Origin of the sequence: Enterobacter cloacae complex sp. I1M (genome assembly GCF_014982425.1) — a bacterium.
GTDB classification, from domain to species: Bacteria; Pseudomonadota; Gammaproteobacteria; order Enterobacterales; family Enterobacteriaceae; genus Enterobacter; species Enterobacter intestinihominis.
In genome coordinates this window covers 70,290-87,603 of the sequence record NZ_JADCLG010000021.1, presented here as the reverse complement: position 1 = coordinate 87,603, position 17,314 = coordinate 70,290, and the positions used below count along the sequence as shown (strand labels likewise).

Annotated in this window: 20 protein-coding genes; 7 read left to right on the top strand and 13 right to left on the bottom strand. The window is 55.9% G+C overall.

The genetic code is table 11. From position 1 onward, the window contains the following. Positions 1–17: 17 nt before the first annotated feature. On the top strand, positions 18–608 hold the full coding sequence (gene diaA, locus INF86_RS13485; protein ID WP_003861754.1) for a DnaA initiator-associating protein DiaA: 591 nt from the start codon (positions 18–20) through the stop codon (positions 606–608). 9 nt (positions 609–617) lie between these two features. Then, positions 618–1,193, top strand: a complete 576-nt coding sequence (gene dolP, locus INF86_RS13480) for a division/outer membrane stress-associated lipid-binding lipoprotein (RefSeq protein ID WP_022649505.1) — start codon at positions 618–620, stop codon at positions 1,191–1,193. Positions 1,194–1,243: 50 nt separating this feature from the next. Here dolP and INF86_RS13475 read toward each other — a convergent pair whose 3' ends face one another. Then, positions 1,244–2,281, bottom strand: a complete 1,038-nt coding sequence (locus tag INF86_RS13475) for a permease (protein ID WP_023307055.1) — start codon at positions 2,279–2,281, stop codon at positions 1,244–1,246. Between the two features lie 40 nt (positions 2,282–2,321). Beyond that, positions 2,322–2,966 (bottom strand): NAD(P)H-binding protein, encoded by a 645-nt coding sequence (locus tag INF86_RS13470; protein WP_022649507.1) that lies wholly within the window; start codon positions 2,964–2,966, stop codon positions 2,322–2,324. A 128-nt stretch (positions 2,967–3,094) separates the two neighbouring features. Between INF86_RS13470 and INF86_RS13465 the strand changes: the two genes are divergently transcribed. Continuing rightward, on the top strand, positions 3,095–3,613 hold the full coding sequence (locus INF86_RS13465; RefSeq protein ID WP_015571965.1) for a type 1 glutamine amidotransferase domain-containing protein: 519 nt from the start codon (positions 3,095–3,097) through the stop codon (positions 3,611–3,613). On the opposite strand, the gene INF86_RS13460 is transcribed toward INF86_RS13465, so the two are convergent. Beyond that, positions 3,593–4,027 (bottom strand): YhbP family protein, encoded by a 435-nt coding sequence (locus tag INF86_RS13460; RefSeq protein ID WP_022649508.1) that lies wholly within the window; start codon positions 4,025–4,027, stop codon positions 3,593–3,595. The genes INF86_RS13465 and INF86_RS13460 overlap by 21 nt on opposite strands. A gap of 14 nt (positions 4,028–4,041) precedes the next feature. Between INF86_RS13460 and INF86_RS13455 the strand changes: the two genes are divergently transcribed. Continuing rightward, positions 4,042–4,371, top strand: a complete 330-nt coding sequence (locus INF86_RS13455; RefSeq protein WP_003861768.1) for a GIY-YIG nuclease family protein — start codon at positions 4,042–4,044, stop codon at positions 4,369–4,371. On the opposite strand, the gene INF86_RS13450 is transcribed toward INF86_RS13455, so the two are convergent. Together INF86_RS13450 and INF86_RS13445 are read right to left on the bottom strand one after the other, a co-directional pair. After that, positions 4,358–4,861, bottom strand: a complete 504-nt coding sequence (locus tag INF86_RS13450; RefSeq protein ID WP_022649509.1) for a GNAT family N-acetyltransferase — start codon at positions 4,859–4,861, stop codon at positions 4,358–4,360. The two genes, INF86_RS13455 and INF86_RS13450, sit on opposite strands and share 14 nt — an antisense overlap. Next, on the bottom strand, positions 4,855–5,379 hold the full coding sequence (locus tag INF86_RS13445; protein ID WP_003861771.1) for an SCP2 domain-containing protein: 525 nt from the start codon (positions 5,377–5,379) through the stop codon (positions 4,855–4,857). Before INF86_RS13445 ends, INF86_RS13450 begins: the two co-directional genes overlap by 7 nt. A 221-nt stretch (positions 5,380–5,600) precedes the next feature. Between INF86_RS13445 and INF86_RS13440 the strand changes: the two genes are divergently transcribed. The 3 genes from INF86_RS13440 (at position 5,601) to INF86_RS13430 (ending at position 8,567) form a co-directional block, all read left to right on the top strand. Next, positions 5,601–6,596 (top strand): peptidase U32 family protein, encoded by a 996-nt coding sequence (locus tag INF86_RS13440; protein WP_154051814.1) that lies wholly within the window; start codon positions 5,601–5,603, stop codon positions 6,594–6,596. Between the two features lie 7 nt (positions 6,597–6,603). Then, complete coding sequence (locus INF86_RS13435; RefSeq protein ID WP_046620867.1) at positions 6,604–7,482, top strand: U32 family peptidase; 879 nt, start codon at positions 6,604–6,606, stop codon at positions 7,480–7,482. Positions 7,483–7,559: 77 nt separating this feature from the next. Further along, positions 7,560–8,567, top strand: a complete 1,008-nt coding sequence (locus INF86_RS13430; protein ID WP_154051815.1) for a luciferase-like monooxygenase — start codon at positions 7,560–7,562, stop codon at positions 8,565–8,567. An 84-nt stretch (positions 8,568–8,651) separates the two neighbouring features. Here INF86_RS13430 and mtr read toward each other — a convergent pair whose 3' ends face one another. The 8 genes from mtr to rbfA all read right to left on the bottom strand — a co-directional run bounded on the left by mtr (position 8,652) and on the right by rbfA (position 17,269). Next, positions 8,652–9,896 (bottom strand): tryptophan permease, encoded by a 1,245-nt coding sequence (gene mtr / locus INF86_RS13425; protein ID WP_023298717.1) that lies wholly within the window; start codon positions 9,894–9,896, stop codon positions 8,652–8,654. A 142-nt stretch (positions 9,897–10,038) separates the two neighbouring features. Further along, positions 10,039–11,934, bottom strand: coding sequence for a DEAD/DEAH family ATP-dependent RNA helicase (locus INF86_RS13420; protein WP_022649514.1), 1,896 nt, complete (start codon positions 11,932–11,934; stop codon positions 10,039–10,041). After that, entirely contained in the window at positions 11,927–12,007 is an 81-nt protein-coding gene (gene yrbN, locus INF86_RS13415) for a protein YrbN (protein WP_097397692.1), read from the bottom strand. The genes INF86_RS13420 and yrbN overlap by 8 nt, the downstream gene beginning before the upstream one ends. Before the next feature lie 107 nt (positions 12,008–12,114). Beyond that, a complete protein-coding gene (nlpI, locus tag INF86_RS13410; RefSeq protein ID WP_003861782.1) occupies positions 12,115–12,999 on the bottom strand; it encodes a lipoprotein NlpI in 885 nt (294 codons plus the stop codon). Between the two features lie 110 nt (positions 13,000–13,109). Continuing rightward, positions 13,110–15,248, bottom strand: a complete 2,139-nt coding sequence (gene pnp / locus INF86_RS13405; protein WP_022649515.1) for a polyribonucleotide nucleotidyltransferase — start codon at positions 15,246–15,248, stop codon at positions 13,110–13,112. Positions 15,249–15,490: 242 nt separating this feature from the next. Next, positions 15,491–15,760, bottom strand: a complete 270-nt coding sequence (gene rpsO, locus INF86_RS13400) for a 30S ribosomal protein S15 (protein WP_003861789.1) — start codon at positions 15,758–15,760, stop codon at positions 15,491–15,493. 154 nt (positions 15,761–15,914) lie between these two features. Beyond that, a complete protein-coding gene (truB, locus tag INF86_RS13395; RefSeq protein WP_193543605.1) occupies positions 15,915–16,865 on the bottom strand; it encodes a tRNA pseudouridine(55) synthase TruB in 951 nt (316 codons plus the stop codon). Continuing rightward, on the bottom strand, positions 16,865–17,269 hold the full coding sequence (gene rbfA / locus INF86_RS13390) for a 30S ribosome-binding factor RbfA (protein WP_003861793.1): 405 nt from the start codon (positions 17,267–17,269) through the stop codon (positions 16,865–16,867). The genes truB and rbfA overlap by 1 nt, the downstream gene beginning before the upstream one ends. Positions 17,270–17,314: the final 45 nt, after the last annotated feature.

Below are 17,314 nucleotides of genomic sequence, written 5' to 3'. Positions count from 1 at the left end.
GATTTTAAAGGGATACCGTGCTCGAACGAATAAAAGTGTGCTTCACAGAAAGCATTCAAACGCAGATTGCCGCAGCGGAAGCCCTTCCGGACGCGATCTCGCGTGCAGCGATGACGCTGGTTCAGTCGCTGCTCAACGGCAACAAAATCCTCTGTTGTGGCAATGGCACGTCCGCCGCCAACGCACAGCATTTTGCTGCCAGCATGATCAATCGCTTCGAAACCGAGCGACCGAGTTTACCAGCCATTGCACTAAACACCGATAACGTGGTCTTAACTGCGATTGCCAACGATCGTCTGCATGACGAAATTTACGCCAAGCAGGTGCGCGCCTTAGGCCATGCCGGAGACGTGCTGCTGGCGATCTCCACGCGCGGTAACAGCCGGGATATCGTTAAGGCGGTTGAAGCGGCAGTAACCCGGGACATGACGATTGTCGCCCTGACCGGTTACGACGGCGGTGAGCTGGCTGGCCTGCTGGGGCCGCAGGATGTGGAAATCCGCATTCCTTCGCACCGTAGCGCCCGCATCCAGGAGATGCATATGCTCACGGTGAACTGCTTATGCGATCTGATCGATAACACGCTTTTCCCTCACCAGGATGATTAAGGAGTTCTCATGAAGGTTTTATCGGCCCTTGCAGTCGTGATGTCTGCATTACTGCTTCAGGGATGCATCGCTGCCGCTGTAGTCGGTACCGCAGCGGTCGGCACCAAAGCAGCGACCGATCCGCGTACCGTTGGGACGCAGGTGGATGACGGTACGCTTGAGCTGCGCGTAAACAGTGCGCTGTCGAAAGACGAACAGATCAAGAAGGAAGCACGCATTAACGTGACGGCTTATCAGGGCAAAGTTCTGCTGGCAGGCCAGGCGCCAACCCCTGAACTCGCCTCGCGCGCCAAACAGATCGCGATGGGCGTAGAAGGTACGGCGGAAGTGTTTAACGAGATCCGCCAGGGCCAGCCGATTGGTCTCGGCACCGCGTCATCTGATACCTGGATCACCACCAAAGTGCGTTCCCAGCTGCTGGGTACCGACCAGGTGAAATCCTCAAACGTGAAAGTAACCACTGAGAACGGCGAAGTGTTCCTGCTGGGCCTGGTGACAGAACGTGAAGGGAAAGCGGCGGCGGATATCGCCAGCCGGGTGAGCGGCGTGAAGCACGTCACCACCGCCTTTACTTATATCAAGTAATTCACACCTGACTGTAAGCCCGGTAAGCGCCAGCGCCACCGGGCTTTCTTTCACACCAGCGCCATACTCCCCACAATCACTCCGCTCAACGCCACCAGCCCCGCCGTCAGCCACAGCGCTTTCGCCGGGAATGACTTACGCAGCATGATCAGCGACGGCAGGCTCACCGCCGGCAGCGTGATGAGCAGCGCCAGCGCCGGTGCGGTACCCATGCCAGCCATCATCATGGTCTGAATAATCGGGATCTCCGCCGCGGTTGGGATCACAAACAGGCAACCGGCCACCGCCATCGCAATCACCCACATCAGCGTGTTGTCGATAGCGCCATCCGCATGCGGGAACAGCCAGACGCGCGCCGCCCCGAGCACCAGTACGGCCAGGATATAGACCGGGATTGTGCTCCAGAAAAGCTGCCACAGCGCTTTGCCCCAGCGAGCTAAGAAACTGCCCTGCGGATCGCTGAGGTCCAGCTCAACGGAGGCAGGCCCGGCCTCGTTGTCTTTCACCAGGTGCTGCACTAGCGTAGCGACAAGCACCACCGTCAGCAGGCCAGCCGCCAGACGGATAAACGCGAAATGCCAGCCGAGAACGAAGCCCATAAACACCAGCGTTGCCGGGTTCAGCAGGGGGTTACCCATCCAGAAGGCAAGCGCACCGCCCATCGACACGCGCTGTCGGCGCATACCCGCCGCCACCGGTGCAGCGCAGCAGGAGCACATCATGCCCGGCAGGGAGAAAATCGTTCCCAGCAGCGTGCCCTGCAAGCGCGGTTGTCCCAGGGTTTTTATCAGCCAGTTACGCGGGATAAGTACCTGAATCAGCGAGCCCAGCAATACGCCCAATACCGCCGCTTTCCAGACGGCAAGAAAATAGACCATTGCGTAATCCCACGCCGCGCGAAGCGGGCTGGAATCGGCCTGCGCGAGAATCGATTTACCGATGCTGTGGGTGTCGGCGGCGGTGAAGGCTTTACCGTAGTACGGCTGCCATTTCACATACCAAAGGCCAATGATGACCACGAGAAAGAAGAGTGCGGGCTTCCACCACTGAACAGGTGTTGCCGCCTGAGATGAAGACTGACCAGTCATACCATTCCCCGGAAGGTGTTATTTAATAAGCCGGGGAAGTTTACGCCTCGCCCTGCGCGATTTCACGCAGTTTTGCCGAAGGGATAATATTAACCCCCTCTTGCGACGGAGCCAGTGCCTCTTTCAGCATCGCCTGCGCGACATCCCGCGCCTCGATGGACTTCCAGTTACCTGGCAGGATGCGAAACAGCGGAGCGAAAAAAGACTCGTTAAAACGCCGTTCGTCGCGGTGGCCCATCAGCATGGAAGGCCGCACGATGGTCAGGCGCTCCCATTGCTGCGCGATTAACGCCTCTTCCATTTTGCCCTTCACCTGGTTGTAAAAAAACGGCGAGCCTGCGTTCGCGCCGTGCGCGCTGACCACCAGGAAATGCTTAGCACCCAGCTTCTTGGCCGTCAGGGCGGTATCTACCACCAGCGTGTAATCTGCATGGACAAAGGCTTCTTTACTGCCCGCTTCCCGTCGGGTGGTGCCAAGGCAGCAAAAGGCGATATCAATGGGATCCTGCACCTGCGCCAGCGCGTCGGTAAGCTGGGGATCGTGCGGGTTATAGACGCCGGTGATATCCAACAGCGGGCGACGCGTCGGGGCGGCGATATAGTTGATATGCCGATCCTGGATCAGCAGCCGCAGCAGATGTCCACCCACCAGCCCGGTTGCGCCGGTAATCAGTACCTGACTCATCTTGTCCCCTTTACAGAATTGTCCGTTTGCGATCTGGGCCTGCTCTACCACACTTAAAAGTCTGTTACCGGTAAGTATTTACCACAAACGGGAAAAAAACAGTCTGAAGCGAAAACAACGGAGGAAGCATGGGTAAAAAAATCGCAGTCTTGATTACCGACGAGTTTGAAGATTCAGAATTTACGTCGCCAGCAGAGGCATTCCGCAAGGCGGGCCACGAGGTGGTCACCATCGAAAAAGAAGCGGGTAAAACCGTGAAGGGCCACAAGGGTGAAGCCAGCGTGACCATTGACGAATCCATTGATAACGTCAGCCCGTCGGATTTCGACGCCCTGCTGTTACCGGGCGGCCATTCACCGGATTCCCTGCGCGGGGACGAGCGTTTCGTCACCTTTACCCGTGACTTCGTCGGCACCGGTAAACCGGTGTTTGCCATTTGCCACGGCCCGCAGCTGCTGATCAGCGCCGAGGTGGTACGCGGGCGTAAGCTCACCGCGGTGAAACCGATCGTTATCGATCTGAAAAACGCCGGTGCCGAGTTCTACGATCAGGAAGTGGTGAACGATAACGATCAGCTGATCACCAGCCGTACGCCGGACGATCTTCCAGCGTTTAACCGCGAAGCGCTACGCCTGCTCGGTGCGTAACCAGTGCAGCTTCTTGCCAAAGCCCAGGGTGTTGTCGGTAAATTTCAGCTCATCGAGGCGGATTTCCCACACCGGGGCTTTTAGCGCTGCGGCCACCGGGAAGCGGCGCGTATAGCGTTTACGCTGGGCGTCGCTTTCCTCACCTTCCAGGCGACGAATTTCGCCTTTGAACTGGACCCCGCGGATCAGCGCAACGGTTTTAGGCTGACCATTTACCGTGCCCGCCACTTTTGCCTGTTGGCCCGTCATCTGCGCATGCCGCGTTTTGTCTTCGCTCATCACGTAAAAGGCCACGCGCTCGGGATCGTAGTAATAAAAGGCATTTGCGCACCACATCTCCTCGTCTTTACAGACGCACCAGGTCACAACATGCTGCTTTGCCAGCCAGCGGTTAATGGCGGCCAGTGTTTCCATTTTCGCTCTCTCTCATGCTATGGTGCGTTCACCTTAACATACTGAATCTGTTTACCGTGTGCTGGTTTCTCTATCTTGTCCGAACCGCTGATAACGCACTCTACACCGGGATCACTACCGATGTGGCACGGCGTTTTTTACAACATCAAACGGGAAAAGGGGCGAAAGCACTGCGGGGGAAAGGTGAACTTCAGCTGGCGTTTTCAGCCGCCGTGGGCGACAGATCCCTGGCGCTCAGGCTGGAATACCGCATTAAGCAGCTGACGAAGCGCCAGAAAGAGCGTCTCGTCAACGGGGACGGCTCTTTCGAGGCGCTACGCGAAAGCCTGCTTAAAAACGATTGAAATGATCGTGGTACTCCACCAGACCGGTAACCCCATCGAGCGAATCGTCCGCCAGAGGATGTACCAGGAAAGATGTTTCCGTGCCTGGCCAGTGGCAGCGCAGATCGTATCTGGACGCTGGCTCAAAGCCTAAACGCTCGTAGAACGCCGGATCGCCCAGAACGACGACAGCGGCATAGCCGAATTCATTCAGGGAATCCAGCCCTTCATAGACCAGCTGGCGTGCCAGGCCCTGTCCACGGTAGTTTTCATCCACCGCCAGCGGCGCCATTCCGACCCACTGCAACTCTTCACCCTGCACAATCACCGGGCTGAACGCCACGTAGCCGACTACCTGCCCTTCATCGTCGGTGGCAACCAGGCCCAGCGTAATCAGGCCATCTTCGCGAAGATCGTGAACCAGTTGAGCTTCGGCGTCGCCTGCAAAAGAGCGGCGTAACAACGCATCGATACCCGGCGCATCAATCCCAATTTCGACTCGAATCAGCATGGTTCACCTACTGAAGTGTGTTTACTGTCCGGCGGGGTTTTTAGCCCGGCCTCAACGAAATCTGCCATTTGCATCAACATCATACGCAGTGCTTTCGGCATCTGCTCCAGCTCAATGGCATCCATTAAATTTTTGACGTACAGACCGAGCTCCGTGTCGCCTTCAATCACCAGACGACGCTGGAAGAAAAGGGTGTCCGGATCCTGTTTGCGCGCGGCGATCATCAGCAGATCGCTGGCATCCGCGCTAAAGCTGACATCCGCCTCGGCGGTTTCACGGACGATAAGCCGATCGTTCTCTACGGAAGTAAACCAGCGCAACCCGATATCGCGTACTTCAATCTTTAACCAGCGGCCTTCCAGAAACTCAAGCTCACCGTCCTGTAGCGCCTGGCGGAACTGCCAGCTCAGTACCTGTTCCAGCACCTGGCGTTTAAGCGCGAACGGCGCCAGTTTTACCGGCACGCTCAGCATTGATGGACCGAATTGTACGAGACGTGAACGCAGTTTATCCAGCACGAGCTTTACTCCCTGATAGCTATAATCCTGCTATTTTGCCATATCCCGACAAGAAGATAGCGGCGTAAATCAACAAACCGTTGTCCGGTATACCTCATTATTGGTGCCATCAATACGCCATTAGCTGCCTTAAATCAAAAATTGTCGCGTATGGGTTAATTAAAATCCCAGCTCGTTAACATTTTTTACGATCCCTGCGATCGACAACATCGGGATAAATTATGGAGCTGCTCTGCCCTGCCGGAAACCTTCCGGCGCTTAAGGCGGCCATCGAAAATGGGGCCGATGCGGTCTATATCGGGCTGAAAGATGATACCAACGCCCGCCATTTTGCGGGTCTTAACTTTACGGAGAAAAAGCTTCAGGAAGCCGTTAACTTCGTTCACCAGCACCGGCGCAAACTGCACATCGCCATCAATACCTTTGCCCATCCTGATGGCTATGCCCGCTGGCAGCGCGCCGTGGATATGGCGGCCCAGCTGGGCGCAGATGCGCTGATCCTGGCTGACCTCGCCATGCTTGAGTATGCGGCAGAACGTTATCCGCATATTGAGCGCCACGTCTCTGTTCAGGCATCGGCCACCAATGAAGAGGCCGTGCGTTTTTATCATCGACACTTTGACGTAGCCCGCGTGGTGCTGCCGCGCGTGCTCTCTATTCATCAGGTTAAGCAACTGGCGCGCGTCACGCCAGTGCCGCTGGAGGTTTTTGCCTTCGGCAGCCTGTGCATCATGGCCGAAGGCCGCTGCTATCTTTCTTCCTATCTTACCGGGGAATCGCCAAATACCGTCGGTGCCTGCTCGCCTGCCCGCTTCGTTCGCTGGCAGCAAACGCCGCAGGGACTGGAGTCGCGCCTGAATGATGTGTTAATCGACCGCTATCAGGACGGTGAAAACGCGGGCTACCCGACGCTGTGCAAAGGCCGCTATCTGGTGGAAGGCGAGCGCTACCACGCGCTGGAGGAGCCCACCAGCCTCAACACGCTGGAGCTGCTGCCGGAACTGCTGGCCGCCAACATTGCCTCGGTGAAAATCGAAGGCCGCCAGCGTAGCCCGGCCTACGTGAGCCAGGTGGCGAAGGTGTGGCGTCAGGCCATCGACCGCTGCATGGCGGACCCGCAAAACTACGCCCCGCAGGCGGCCTGGATGGAGACGCTCGGCGCGATGTCCGAAGGCACGCAAACCACGCTCGGCGCGTATCACCGTAAATGGCAGTGAGATAATCATGAAATATTCATTAGGGCCGGTGCTTTACTACTGGCCAAAAGAGACGCTGGAAGATTTTTACCAGCAGGCGGCTAACAGCAGCGCCGATGTGATTTACCTCGGCGAAGCGGTGTGCAGCAAGCGCCGCGCCACCAAAGTGGGCGACTGGCTGGATATGGCGAAAAGCCTGGCCGGCAGCGGCAAGCAGGTGGTGCTCTCGACGCTGGCGCTGGTGCAGGCGTCCTCTGAACTGGGCGAGCTGAAGCGCTACGTCGAAAACGGTGAGTTCCTGCTGGAGGCGAGCGACCTGGGCGTGGTGAACATGTGCGCCGAGCGTAAGCTGCCGTTTGTCGCCGGACATGCGCTGAACTGCTATAACGCGGTGACCTTGCGCCTGCTGCTCAAACAGGGGATGACACGCTGGTGCATGCCGGTTGAGCTCTCCCGCGACTGGCTGGTCAACCTGCTAAATCAGTGTGACGAGCTGGGCATTCGCAATCAGTTTGAAGTCGAAGTGCTGAGCTACGGCCATCTGCCGCTGGCCTACTCTGCCCGCTGCTTCACCGCGCGTTCCGAAGATCGCCCGAAAGACGAGTGTGAAACCTGCTGCATTAAGTACCCGAACGGACGCAGCATGCTGTCGCAGGAGAATCAGCAGGTGTTTGTCCTCAACGGCATTCAGACTATGAGCGGTTACGTCTATAACCTCGGCAACGAGCTGGCGTCAATGCATGGGCTGGTGGATATGGTGCGTCTTTCGCCGCTCGATACCGGCGTGTTCGCCATGCTGGACGCCTTCCGCACCAACGAAAACGGCGCCTCGCCGCTGCCGCTGACGGCAAACAGCGACTGCAACGGTTACTGGAAACGTCTCGCCGGGCTGGAATTGCAGGGGTAAAAAAGCTCACTTTGTTAACAACGGTTATCATTTTTTAATGCAGTATTAAAGATTGACCGTCGACAAAGTGAGCTGTTATGACTGACAAAACCATTCCGTTTTCGGTGCTGGATCTGGCACCGATTCCACAAGGCTCCTCGGCAAGAGAAGCCTTTTCGCACTCTCTGGATCTGGCTCAGCTTGCCGAAAAACGTGGCTATCACCGCTACTGGCTGGCGGAGCACCATAATATGGTGGGCATCGCCAGCGCCGCCACCTCAGTACTGATTGGCTATCTGGCGGCGAATACCACTACTTTGCACCTTGGCTCCGGTGGCGTGATGCTGCCGAACCATGCCCCGCTGGTGATTGCCGAGCAGTTTGGTACCCTGAATACACTCTACCCCGGTCGCATTGATTTGGGTCTTGGCCGCGCGCCGGGCAGCGACCAGCCGACCATGCGCGCCCTGCGTCGCCATATGAGCGGCGATATCGACAACTTCCCGCGTGATGTAGCGGAGCTGGTAGACTGGTTCGATGCGAGCGATCCTAACCCGCACGTGCGCCCGGTGCCGGGCTACGGCGAGAAAATCCCGGTGTGGCTGTTAGGCTCAAGTCTGTACAGCGCACAGCTTGCCGCACAGCTGGGGCTGCCGTTCGCGTTCGCTTCCCACTTCGCACCGGATATGCTGCATCAGGCTCTGCATCTCTACCGCACAAACTTCAAGCCTTCCGAGCGTCTTGAGAAGCCGTATGCGATGGTGTGCATCAATATCATTGCCGCCGACAGCAACCGCGACGCGGAATTCCTGTTTACCTCCATGCAGCAGGCGTTTGTGAAGCTGCGTCGCGGCGAGACGGGCCAGTTGCCGCCACCGGTTGAAAATATGCATCAGCTGTGGTCGGCCTCCGAGCAGTATGGCGTGCAGCAGGCCCTGAGCATGTCGCTGGTGGGTGATAAGGCGAAGGTGCGTCACGGTCTGGCGGCAGTGCTACGAGAAACGCAGGCGGATGAAATTATGGTCAACGGCCAGATTTTCGATCATCAGGCGCGTTTGCATTCATTTGATCTGGCGATGCAGGTGAAAGAGGAGTTGGTGGGGTAGTTTTTTGCCGGATGGCGGCTTCGCCTTATCCGGCCTACGCGATCCCTGTAGGCCCGGTAAGCGTAGCGCCACCGGGCTTTCTGTTTACTGATACACAGGCAACAGATTAAAACTCGACAGCATGTGCACCACCGCGTTGCCGATACCAAATACCAGGATCAGCGCAATCATCGGTTTTCCGCCCCAGACGCGGAATTTCGGGCTGCCGAAGCGCTTACGTGATTTACGCGCCAGCAGCGCCGGTACAATCGCCGCCCAGATGGTAGCCGCCAGTCCTGCATAGCCGATGGCGTACAGGAAACCGTTCGGCCACAGCAGGCCGCCCACAATCGGCGGCAGGAAGGTTAACAGCGCCGTTTTGAAGCGCCCCATCGCAGAGTCATCAAAACCAAACAGATCTGCCAGGTAGTCAAACAGGCCCAGCGTCACGCCGAGAAATGAGCTCGCCACCGCAAAGTTAGAGAAGACCACCAGAAGCAGATCCAGACTGCGGCTGTTCAGCACGCCACTCAGCGCCTGTACCAGCACATCAATGTTACCGCCCTTCTGCGCAATGCCGATAAATTCCGGACGCGGGATGTTACCCATCGTCCCCAGCAGCCAGATCACATACAGCCCCAGCGCCAGCAGCGTGCCGTAAATCAGGCATTTCACGATGGTGCGCGGATCCTTGCCGTAGTACTTCATCAGGCTCGGTACGTTGCCGTGGTAGCCGAACGACGCCAGACAGAATGGCAACGTCATAAGCAGGTATGGCGTGTAGGAGGTGTTCACTTCCGCAACGTTAAACAGCGTGGCCGGCGTGACGTGCCCCAGCAGGCTGCCGAAGGTCAGGAAGAAGGTGATGACCTTGGCGCCCAGCACGATCGCCGTCATGCGGCTGACCGCTTTGGTACTCATCCAGACGATAAACGCCACGCCCAGCGCGAAGCAGAGACCCGCCAGACGCGCCGGAACGTTCAGCGACATCTCGGAGAAGGTGTGATGCAGAATCGACCCGCTCGCTGAAATGTACGCGTAGGTCAGGATATAGAGTACAAACGCGATGGACAACCCGTTCACCATGTTCCAGCCTTTGCCCAGCAGATCTCGGGTGATGGTGTCGAAGCTGGAGCCAATGCGGTAGTTCAGGTTTGCTTCAAGGATCATCAGCCCGGAATGGAGCATGCAGAACCAGGTGAAAACCAGCGCCGCCAGCGACCAGAAGAACCACGCACCGGACATAACCACTGGCAGGGAGAACATCCCGGCACCAATAATGGTTCCGCCGATGATCACCACGCCGCCAAGCAGCGAAGGTGACGTTTGGGTGGTGGTTAGTGTTGCCATGCGGCCTTATCTCCAGTCAAAAATGTGGTGTGCATTTTAATGTGACGCACTGTACCAGTACAAGAGTACAAAAGGAATAAAAAAAGCCCCGATAACAACTATCGGGGCTGTATATTTTACTTTACGTCAAAAGCGAAAAGGCTTACGCGTCACCGAAACGACGACGGCTGGTGCCTTCTTCGCGGCGTGGGCCACGATTTTCACGGCGCTCGCCGGAGAAACGACGAGGTTCGCCAGTGCGACCTTCGCTACGACCGCCTTCACGACGCTCGCCACCGAAGCTGCGACCACCGCCACGGCGTTCGCCACCGCGGTCAGAGCGAGGCTGTGCATCACCCATCAGTTGCATGTTCATTGGCTTGTTCAGAATGCGGGTGCGAGTAAAGTGCTGCAGTACTTCGCCCGGCATGCCTTTTGGCAGCTCGATCGTTGAGTGTGAACCGAACAGCTTGATGTTACCGATGTAACGGCTGCTGATGTCGCCTTCATTAGCGATCGCGCCAACGATGTGACGAACTTCAACACCATCATCACGGCCCACTTCAATGCGATACAGTTCCATTTCGCCAGCGTCACGACGCTCGCGACGTGGACGGTCTTCACCACCACGCTCTGGACGGTCACCGCGTGGACCACGGTCGTTACGGTCGCCACGACGTTCGAAACGATCGTCACGGTCACGGAACTCACGCTTAGGACGCATCGGTGCATCAGGTGGCACGATCAGGCTACGTTCGCCCTGCGCCATTTTCAGCAGTGCTGCGGCCAGAGTTTCCATATCCAGCTCTTCGCCTTCAGCGACAGGCTGGATCTGGGACAGCAGCGCACGGTACTGATCCAGATCGCTGCTTTCCAGCTGCTGCTGTACTTTCGCGGCGAATTTTTCCAGACGGCGTTTGCCCAGCAGTTCTGCGTTTGGCAGCTCAGCTTCTGGAATGGTCAGCTTCATGGTGCGTTCAATGTTACGCAGCAGACGACGCTCACGGTTCTCAACGAACAGCAGCGCACGGCCCGCACGACCCGCACGACCGGTACGGCCGATACGGTGAACGTAAGACTCGGAGTCCATTGGGATATCGTAGTTTACAACCAGGCTGATACGCTCAACGTCCAGACCACGTGCTGCCACGTCGGTTGCAATCAGGATATCCAGACGACCGTCTTTCAGACGCTCCAGAGTCTGCTCACGCAGCGCCTGGTTCATGTCGCCGTTCAGCGCTGCGCTGTTATAGCCGCTACGCTCCAGCGCTTCAGCCACTTCCAGGGTCGCGTTTTTGGTACGTACGAAGATAATCGCCGCATCAAAATCTTCCGCTTCCAGGAAACGGACCAGCGCTTCGTTTTTGCGCATGCCGTATACAGACCAGTAGCTCTGGCTGATGTCCGGGCGAGTGGTCACGCTAGACTGAATACGCACTTCCTGCGGCTCTTTCATGAAGCGGCGGGTAATGCGACGGATCGCTTCTGGCATGGTTGCAGAGAACAGAGCGGTCTGATGACCTTCCGGGATCTGCGCCATGATGGTTTCAACGTCTTCGATGAAGCCCATACGCAGCATTTCATCTGCTTCATCCAGTACCAGGCCGCTCAGCTTAGAGAGGTCCAGGGTACCGCGCTTCAGGTGATCCAGCAGACGGCCCGGCGTACCGACAACAATCTGTGGGCCCTGGCGCAGGGCGCGTAACTGCACGTCATAACGCTGGCCGCCGTACAGGGCTACCACGTTTACGCCGCGCATATGTTTAGAGAATTCCGTCATTGCTTCAGCAACCTGAACAGCCAGTTCACGGGTTGGAGCCAGGACGAGGATCTGCGGTGCACGCAGGTCCGGATCAATGTTGTTCAGCAGCGGCAGCGAGAATGCTGCGGTTTTACCGCTACCGGTCTGGGCCATGCCCAGCACGTCACGACCAGAAAGCAGGTGTGGGATACACTCAGCCTGGATCGGAGATGGTTTTTCGTAACCCAGATCGTTAAGGGCTTCAAGGATAGGAGCCTTCAGGCCCAGATCTGCAAAAGTGGTTTCGAATTCAGCCATGTAGTACAAGTGCCTCGATATTAATGGCGGCCAGTCTACTTAGCTCATCGTGAAAATGATTAGCAATTTTCATTGAAAAGTGTGAACCGGCTCAAATTAGGTGTATTGACGAACAACAACGCCCTCACCAGTGAAGGTGATGGCAATCAAAAGATTACGGGCTGATGTTTATGTCGTCAGCTATTGCTGGTCCGATTCTGCCAGGTCGTCTTGCTCCTGGCCCAAGAGCGATAATTCCAACAATGCATAACGGTGCTCAACGAAGTTATGTACGTTGTTAGCAACCGCTAATTTGAACAGTGCCGTAGCGCTGTCCATATCCCCCAGACTTAGGTAGTACTTACCTAAATAGAAGTTGGTTTCACTGAGATGCTCAGCGAGCGAGGTGTTATCCGTTGCGTCCGCCTTGAGGCGTTCCATCAGCGTTGCTTCGCTAATGTTGCCCAGGTAGAACTCGACAATGTTCCATCCCCACTGTTCCTTGTCCGATTTCTCGAAGCGCTGTTTCAGTGCTTCTTTGGCCTGCTTCTCATCGAGCTTCTGCTCAACGATGTAAAGCCACAGGCTGCGGAAAGGATCATTAGGATCGTCTTGATAAAACGCCAGCAGATCATCTTGCGCTAACTTATCACGACCGCCGTAATACAATGCGATACCGCGATTCAAGTGCGCGTAGTTGTAAGTTGGATCAAGCTCAAGTACAGAATCAAACGCTTCATAGGCAGCATCAAAATTGCCTGCCTGCGTTAAATAAATGCCTAAGTAATTGAATACTTCAGGCATATCAGGTCGAATTGCCAGCGCTTGTGAAAAATCATTTCGCGCTAATGCCCTCAGACCGAGACTATCATACAACACTCCGCGCTCATATAAAAGCTGTGCGCGTTCGTCATCGGTTAAAGCCCGACTGGCAAGTATTTGTTCCATGCGTGCCAGAATCACTTCCTGCTGCAAAGTCGGTTGCAATGGCACTGCGAGGACTTCGCTCTTACGCCAGGCAGAGTTGCTGCATCCTGCCAGCGTTAAAGCTGTCGCAACGAAACACCAGCGCAAAAAAGGCTTCATTTCCCACTCCCGAAGACAACTATTGGATGAACGTCCTGTCCCCCGGCGGCTTAACAAGGCGTCCTGCCTGATAATAAGCCCTCCGCCTGCGCGGAGGGCAAATGGCAACCTTACTCGCCTTGCTGTTCAGCAGCCGGAGCTTCCGGCGCCGCAGCAGGCTGAGACTGCTCGGTTGCTTCTTTAATGCTCAGACGGATACGGCCCTGGCGGTCAACTTCCAGAACTTTCACCGGTACTTCCTGACCCATTTGCAGGTAATCGGTCACTTTCTCAACGCGCTTGTCAGCGATCTGAGAGATATGTACCAGACCTTCTTTACCGCCACCGATGGCAACGAATGCACCAAAGTCAACGATACGGGTCACTTTACCATTGTAGATACGGCCCACTTCGATTTCTGCTGTAATCTCTTCGATACGGCGGATAGCATATTTCGCTTTCTCACCGTCGGTTGCTGCGATTTTCACAGTACCGTCATCTTCGATTTCGATGGTGGTGCCCGTTTCTTCGGTCAGTGCACGGATAACAGAACCGCCCTTACCGATAACATCTTTGATCTTGTCTGGATTGATCTTGATGGTGTGAATACGCGGAGCGAATTCAGAGATATCACCGCGTGGTGCGTTGATAGCCTGTTCCATCACGCCCAGAATGTGCAGACGCGCACCTTTAGCCTGGTTCAGAGCAACCTGCATGATCTCTTTGGTGATACCTTCAATTTTGATATCCATCTGCAGGGCAGAGATACCGTCGCGGGAACCCGCCACTTTGAAGTCCATATCACCCAGGTGATCTTCGTCACCCAGAATGTCAGACAGAACAACGAAGTTGTCGCCTTCTTTCACCAGACCCATTGCGATACCCGCAACGGCGGCTTTGATCGGCACGCCTGCATCCATCAGCGCCAGAGAGGCACCACACACGGAAGCCATGGAAGAAGAACCGTTGGATTCAGTGATTTCAGACACGACACGTACGGTGTACGGGAATTTGTCTGCTTCTGGCATTACTGCCAGCACGCCGCGCTTCGCCAGACGACCGTGACCAATTTCACGACGCTTCGGTGAGCCAACCATACCGGTCTCGCCCACAGAGTACGGAGGGAAGTTGTAGTGGAACAGGAAGCTGTCAGTGCGCTCGCCCATCAGTTCATCGATGTTCTGTGCGTCACGTGCAGTACCCAGGGTAGCGGTAACCAGCGCCTGGGTTTCACCACGGGTGAACAGCGCGGAACCGTGAGTACGTGGCAGCACGCCAGTACGCACATCCAGACCACGGATCATGTCCTTTTCACGGCCATCAATACGCGGCTCGCCTGCCAGTACGCGACTACGAACAACGTTTTTCTCGATAGCGTGCAGGATTTCGCTCAGCTCGTTAGCGTCCAGCGTTTCGTCTTCCGCGATCAGGGTTGCGATGGTTTCATCTTTGATCACGTCAACCTGAGCATAACGCTCCTGTTTGTCTGTAATGCGATATGCATCGCTCAGACGAGATTCTGCCAGTGCAGCTACGCGTGCGTTCAGCGCGTCGTTTACCGCTTCTGGCTGCCAGTCCCAACGTGGTTTACCGGCTTCTTTCACCAGGTCGTTGATGTTCTGGATAACAATCTGCTGCTGGTCGTGGCCGAAGACCACTGCGCCCAGCATCTGGTCTTCACTCAGCAGTTCTGCTTCAGATTCAACCATCAGAACTGCTGCTTCAGTACCGGCAACAACCAGGTCCAGCTTACTCTCTTTCAGCTCTTCCTGAGTTGGGTTCAGCACGTACTGGTCGTTGATGTAACCGACGCGCGCGGCACCGATTGGGCCATTGAATGGGATACCAGACAGTGACAGGGCAGCAGACGCACCGATCATCGCTACGATGTCCGGGTTAACCTGTGGGTTAACGGAAACAACGGTTGCGATAACCTGCACTTCATTGACGAAACCTTCCGGGAACAGCGGACGAACCGGGCGGTCAATCAGACGCGCGATCAGGGTTTCGCCTTCGCTTGGACGGCCTTCACGACGGAAGAAGCCACCCGGGATTTTACCGGCAGCGTAGGTACGCTCCTGGTAGTTCACGGTCAGTGGGAAGAAGTCCTGACCTGGTTTAGCTTTTTTCTGGCCAACTACGGTAACGAATACAGCAGTGTCATCCATGCTTACCATTACGGCAGCAGTAGCCTGACGAGCCATCATGCCGGTTTCCAGCGTGACGGTATGCTGACCATACTGGAATTTACGAACGATCGGATTCAGCAAAATTCTGTCCTTTCTTAAATGTTTGAAAGCACACCTCAGGTGTGCTGACGATTTAACCCGACCTTCTTCGCATCCTCGCGACTAATGACAACCGACACCCCCATGGGTGAAGCCTCTCATTAGCCGCGCGAACCTCTGCAATGAAGATCATTTATAGCAACAATACAATAGTTTCCCCTGAATTGCTGCCGTCTGGTTGAAAAAAGGGGCCATCAGGCCCCCTTTTCTGAAACTCGCAAGAATTAGCGACGCAGACCCAGACGCTCGATCAGCGCGGTGTAGCGTGCAACATCTTTACGCTTCAGGTAGTCGAGCAGTTTACGACGCTGAGAAACCATACGCAGCAGACCACGACGGCTGTGGTGATCTTTTTTGTGCTCTGCAAAGTGACCCTGCAGGTGGTTAATCTGTGCAGTCAGCAGTGCAACCTGAACTTCGGTAGAACCGCTGTCGTTAGTACCACGACCAAACTCAGAAACGATTTTAGCTTTAGCTTCAACGCTTAGAGACATTTTCAAACTCCAAAGTATAAAGAATGTAAGGATGCCGATCTCTAATTCAGCTATCCCATGTACGCCCCGCAGATTGTTAAACAATTTACCAGGCGTTAAGCGGCGATATTCTACTCGTCTCCCCTGCTTATCGCAAGGTGAGGCGTTATCACCGTCACGCTTCGACCGGGTATTCGACGACCAGACGACGCGGGGCAACGCGCCCTTCACCGTCCATTTCGCCCATCCCGATAAACTTGCCTTCCTCCCCTTCCGTCACACGGACCAGGCCCTCAAGCGGCGCCCCCGTTGTGCGGACCGGGTTTCCGTTCTTAAAATAAACGGACGATGTTAAAGGAAGATTAACAACCGGGAAATCTGCTGCCGGACTGTCCATTGGCATCAGCAGCGGATCCAGCAGATCTGCCGGCGCAATTCCCTGCGCTTGCGCCTGTTCAGCCAGGGCGTGCAGATGCTCAAGCGTTACCATACGTTCGACCGGATACTTGCTGACCGCCAGCCGACGCAGATAAATCACATGCGCGCCGCAGCCCAGCTTTTCACCGAGGTCGTCAATGATGGTGCGGATGTAGGTCCCTTTCGAACAGTGTACTTCCAGCTCCAGCTCTTCACCTTCGTGGCGAATGAACAGCAGCTCATACACGGTAATCGGACGGGCTTCACGCGGAACGTCAATGCCCTGACGCGCATATTCGTAAAGCTTCTTGCCCTGATATTTCAACGCCGAATACATCGACGGCACCTGCATTGTGTCGCCCCGGAAGCTCTCCAGCGCCGCATCAAGTTGCTCTGCGCTGAAGGTTACCGGGCGCTCTTCAACGACCTGACCATCCGCATCGGAAGTGTCCGTGCGCTGGCCCAGTTTGGCAATCACGCGGTAGCGCTTATCGGAATCCAGCAGATACTGGGAAAACTTTGTCGCTTCACCCAGGCAGATCGGGAGCATCCCGGTTGCCAGCGGATCCAGCGCGCCGGTGTGCCCCGCGCGATTGGCGTTATAAATACGCTTTACTTTTTGCAGCACGTCGTTGCTGGATGCGCCCTGTGGTTTATCCAGCAACAGCACGCCATGCACGTCACGACCGCGACGACGAGGACGACTCATCAGTCCTCCTTGCTGTCGTCCGCCGGGTTAACACGACGCTCATCGTCATGTTTCACCACGCTGGTCACCAGGTTGGACATACGCATACCCTCAACCAGCGAGTTGTCGTAGAAGAAGGTCAGCTCTGGCACAATACGCAGACGCATCGCTTTGCCAAGCAGAGAGCGGATGAAACCAGAGGCTTCCTGCAGCGCTTTAATGCCGTTCTTCACGGCGTCTTCATCCTGGTCATTCAGGAATGTCACAAACACTTTGGCGTACGCCAGGTCGCGGGACATTTCCACGCCAGACACGGTGGTCATCATCCCCACGCGTGGATCTTTGATTTCACGTTGCAGAATGAGAGCGATCTCTTTCTGCATCTCCTGCGCGACGCGCTGTGGGCGACCAAATTCTTTCGCCATAATAAATTCTCCAGACAAAAAAGGGGCTTAAGCCCCTTTTTAAAA

Excerpts from the sequence above, each read along its gene's own strand:
- dolP (WP_022649505.1), top strand. The coding sequence starts at position 618 with ATGAAGGTTTTATCGGCCCTTGCAGTCGTGATGTCTGCATTACTGCTT.
- INF86_RS13475 (WP_023307055.1), bottom strand. The coding sequence starts at position 2,281 with ATGACTGGTCAGTCTTCATCTCAGGCGGCAACACCTGTTCAGTGGTGG.
- INF86_RS13470 (WP_022649507.1), bottom strand. The coding sequence starts at position 2,966 with ATGAGTCAGGTACTGATTACCGGCGCAACCGGGCTGGTGGGTGGACAT.
- INF86_RS13465 (WP_015571965.1), top strand. The coding sequence starts at position 3,095 with ATGGGTAAAAAAATCGCAGTCTTGATTACCGACGAGTTTGAAGATTCA.
- INF86_RS13460 (WP_022649508.1), bottom strand. The coding sequence starts at position 4,027 with ATGGAAACACTGGCCGCCATTAACCGCTGGCTGGCAAAGCAGCATGTT.
- INF86_RS13455 (WP_003861768.1), top strand. The coding sequence starts at position 4,042 with ATGCTATGGTGCGTTCACCTTAACATACTGAATCTGTTTACCGTGTGC.
- INF86_RS13450 (WP_022649509.1), bottom strand. The coding sequence starts at position 4,861 with ATGCTGATTCGAGTCGAAATTGGGATTGATGCGCCGGGTATCGATGCG.
- INF86_RS13440 (WP_154051814.1), top strand. The coding sequence starts at position 5,601 with ATGGAGCTGCTCTGCCCTGCCGGAAACCTTCCGGCGCTTAAGGCGGCC.
- INF86_RS13435 (WP_046620867.1), top strand. The coding sequence starts at position 6,604 with ATGAAATATTCATTAGGGCCGGTGCTTTACTACTGGCCAAAAGAGACG.
- INF86_RS13430 (WP_154051815.1), top strand. The coding sequence starts at position 7,560 with ATGACTGACAAAACCATTCCGTTTTCGGTGCTGGATCTGGCACCGATT.
- mtr (WP_023298717.1), bottom strand. The coding sequence starts at position 9,896 with ATGGCAACACTAACCACCACCCAAACGTCACCTTCGCTGCTTGGCGGC.
- INF86_RS13420 (WP_022649514.1), bottom strand. The coding sequence starts at position 11,934 with ATGGCTGAATTCGAAACCACTTTTGCAGATCTGGGCCTGAAGGCTCCT.
- yrbN (WP_097397692.1), bottom strand. The coding sequence starts at position 12,007 with ATGAAAATTGCTAATCATTTTCACGATGAGCTAAGTAGACTGGCCGCC.
- nlpI (WP_003861782.1), bottom strand. The coding sequence starts at position 12,999 with ATGAAGCCTTTTTTGCGCTGGTGTTTCGTTGCGACAGCTTTAACGCTG.
- rpsO (WP_003861789.1), bottom strand. The coding sequence starts at position 15,760 with ATGTCTCTAAGCGTTGAAGCTAAAGCTAAAATCGTTTCTGAGTTTGGT.
- truB (WP_193543605.1), bottom strand. The coding sequence starts at position 16,865 with ATGAGTCGTCCTCGTCGTCGCGGTCGTGACGTGCATGGCGTGCTGTTG.
- rbfA (WP_003861793.1), bottom strand. The coding sequence starts at position 17,269 with ATGGCGAAAGAATTTGGTCGCCCACAGCGCGTCGCGCAGGAGATGCAG.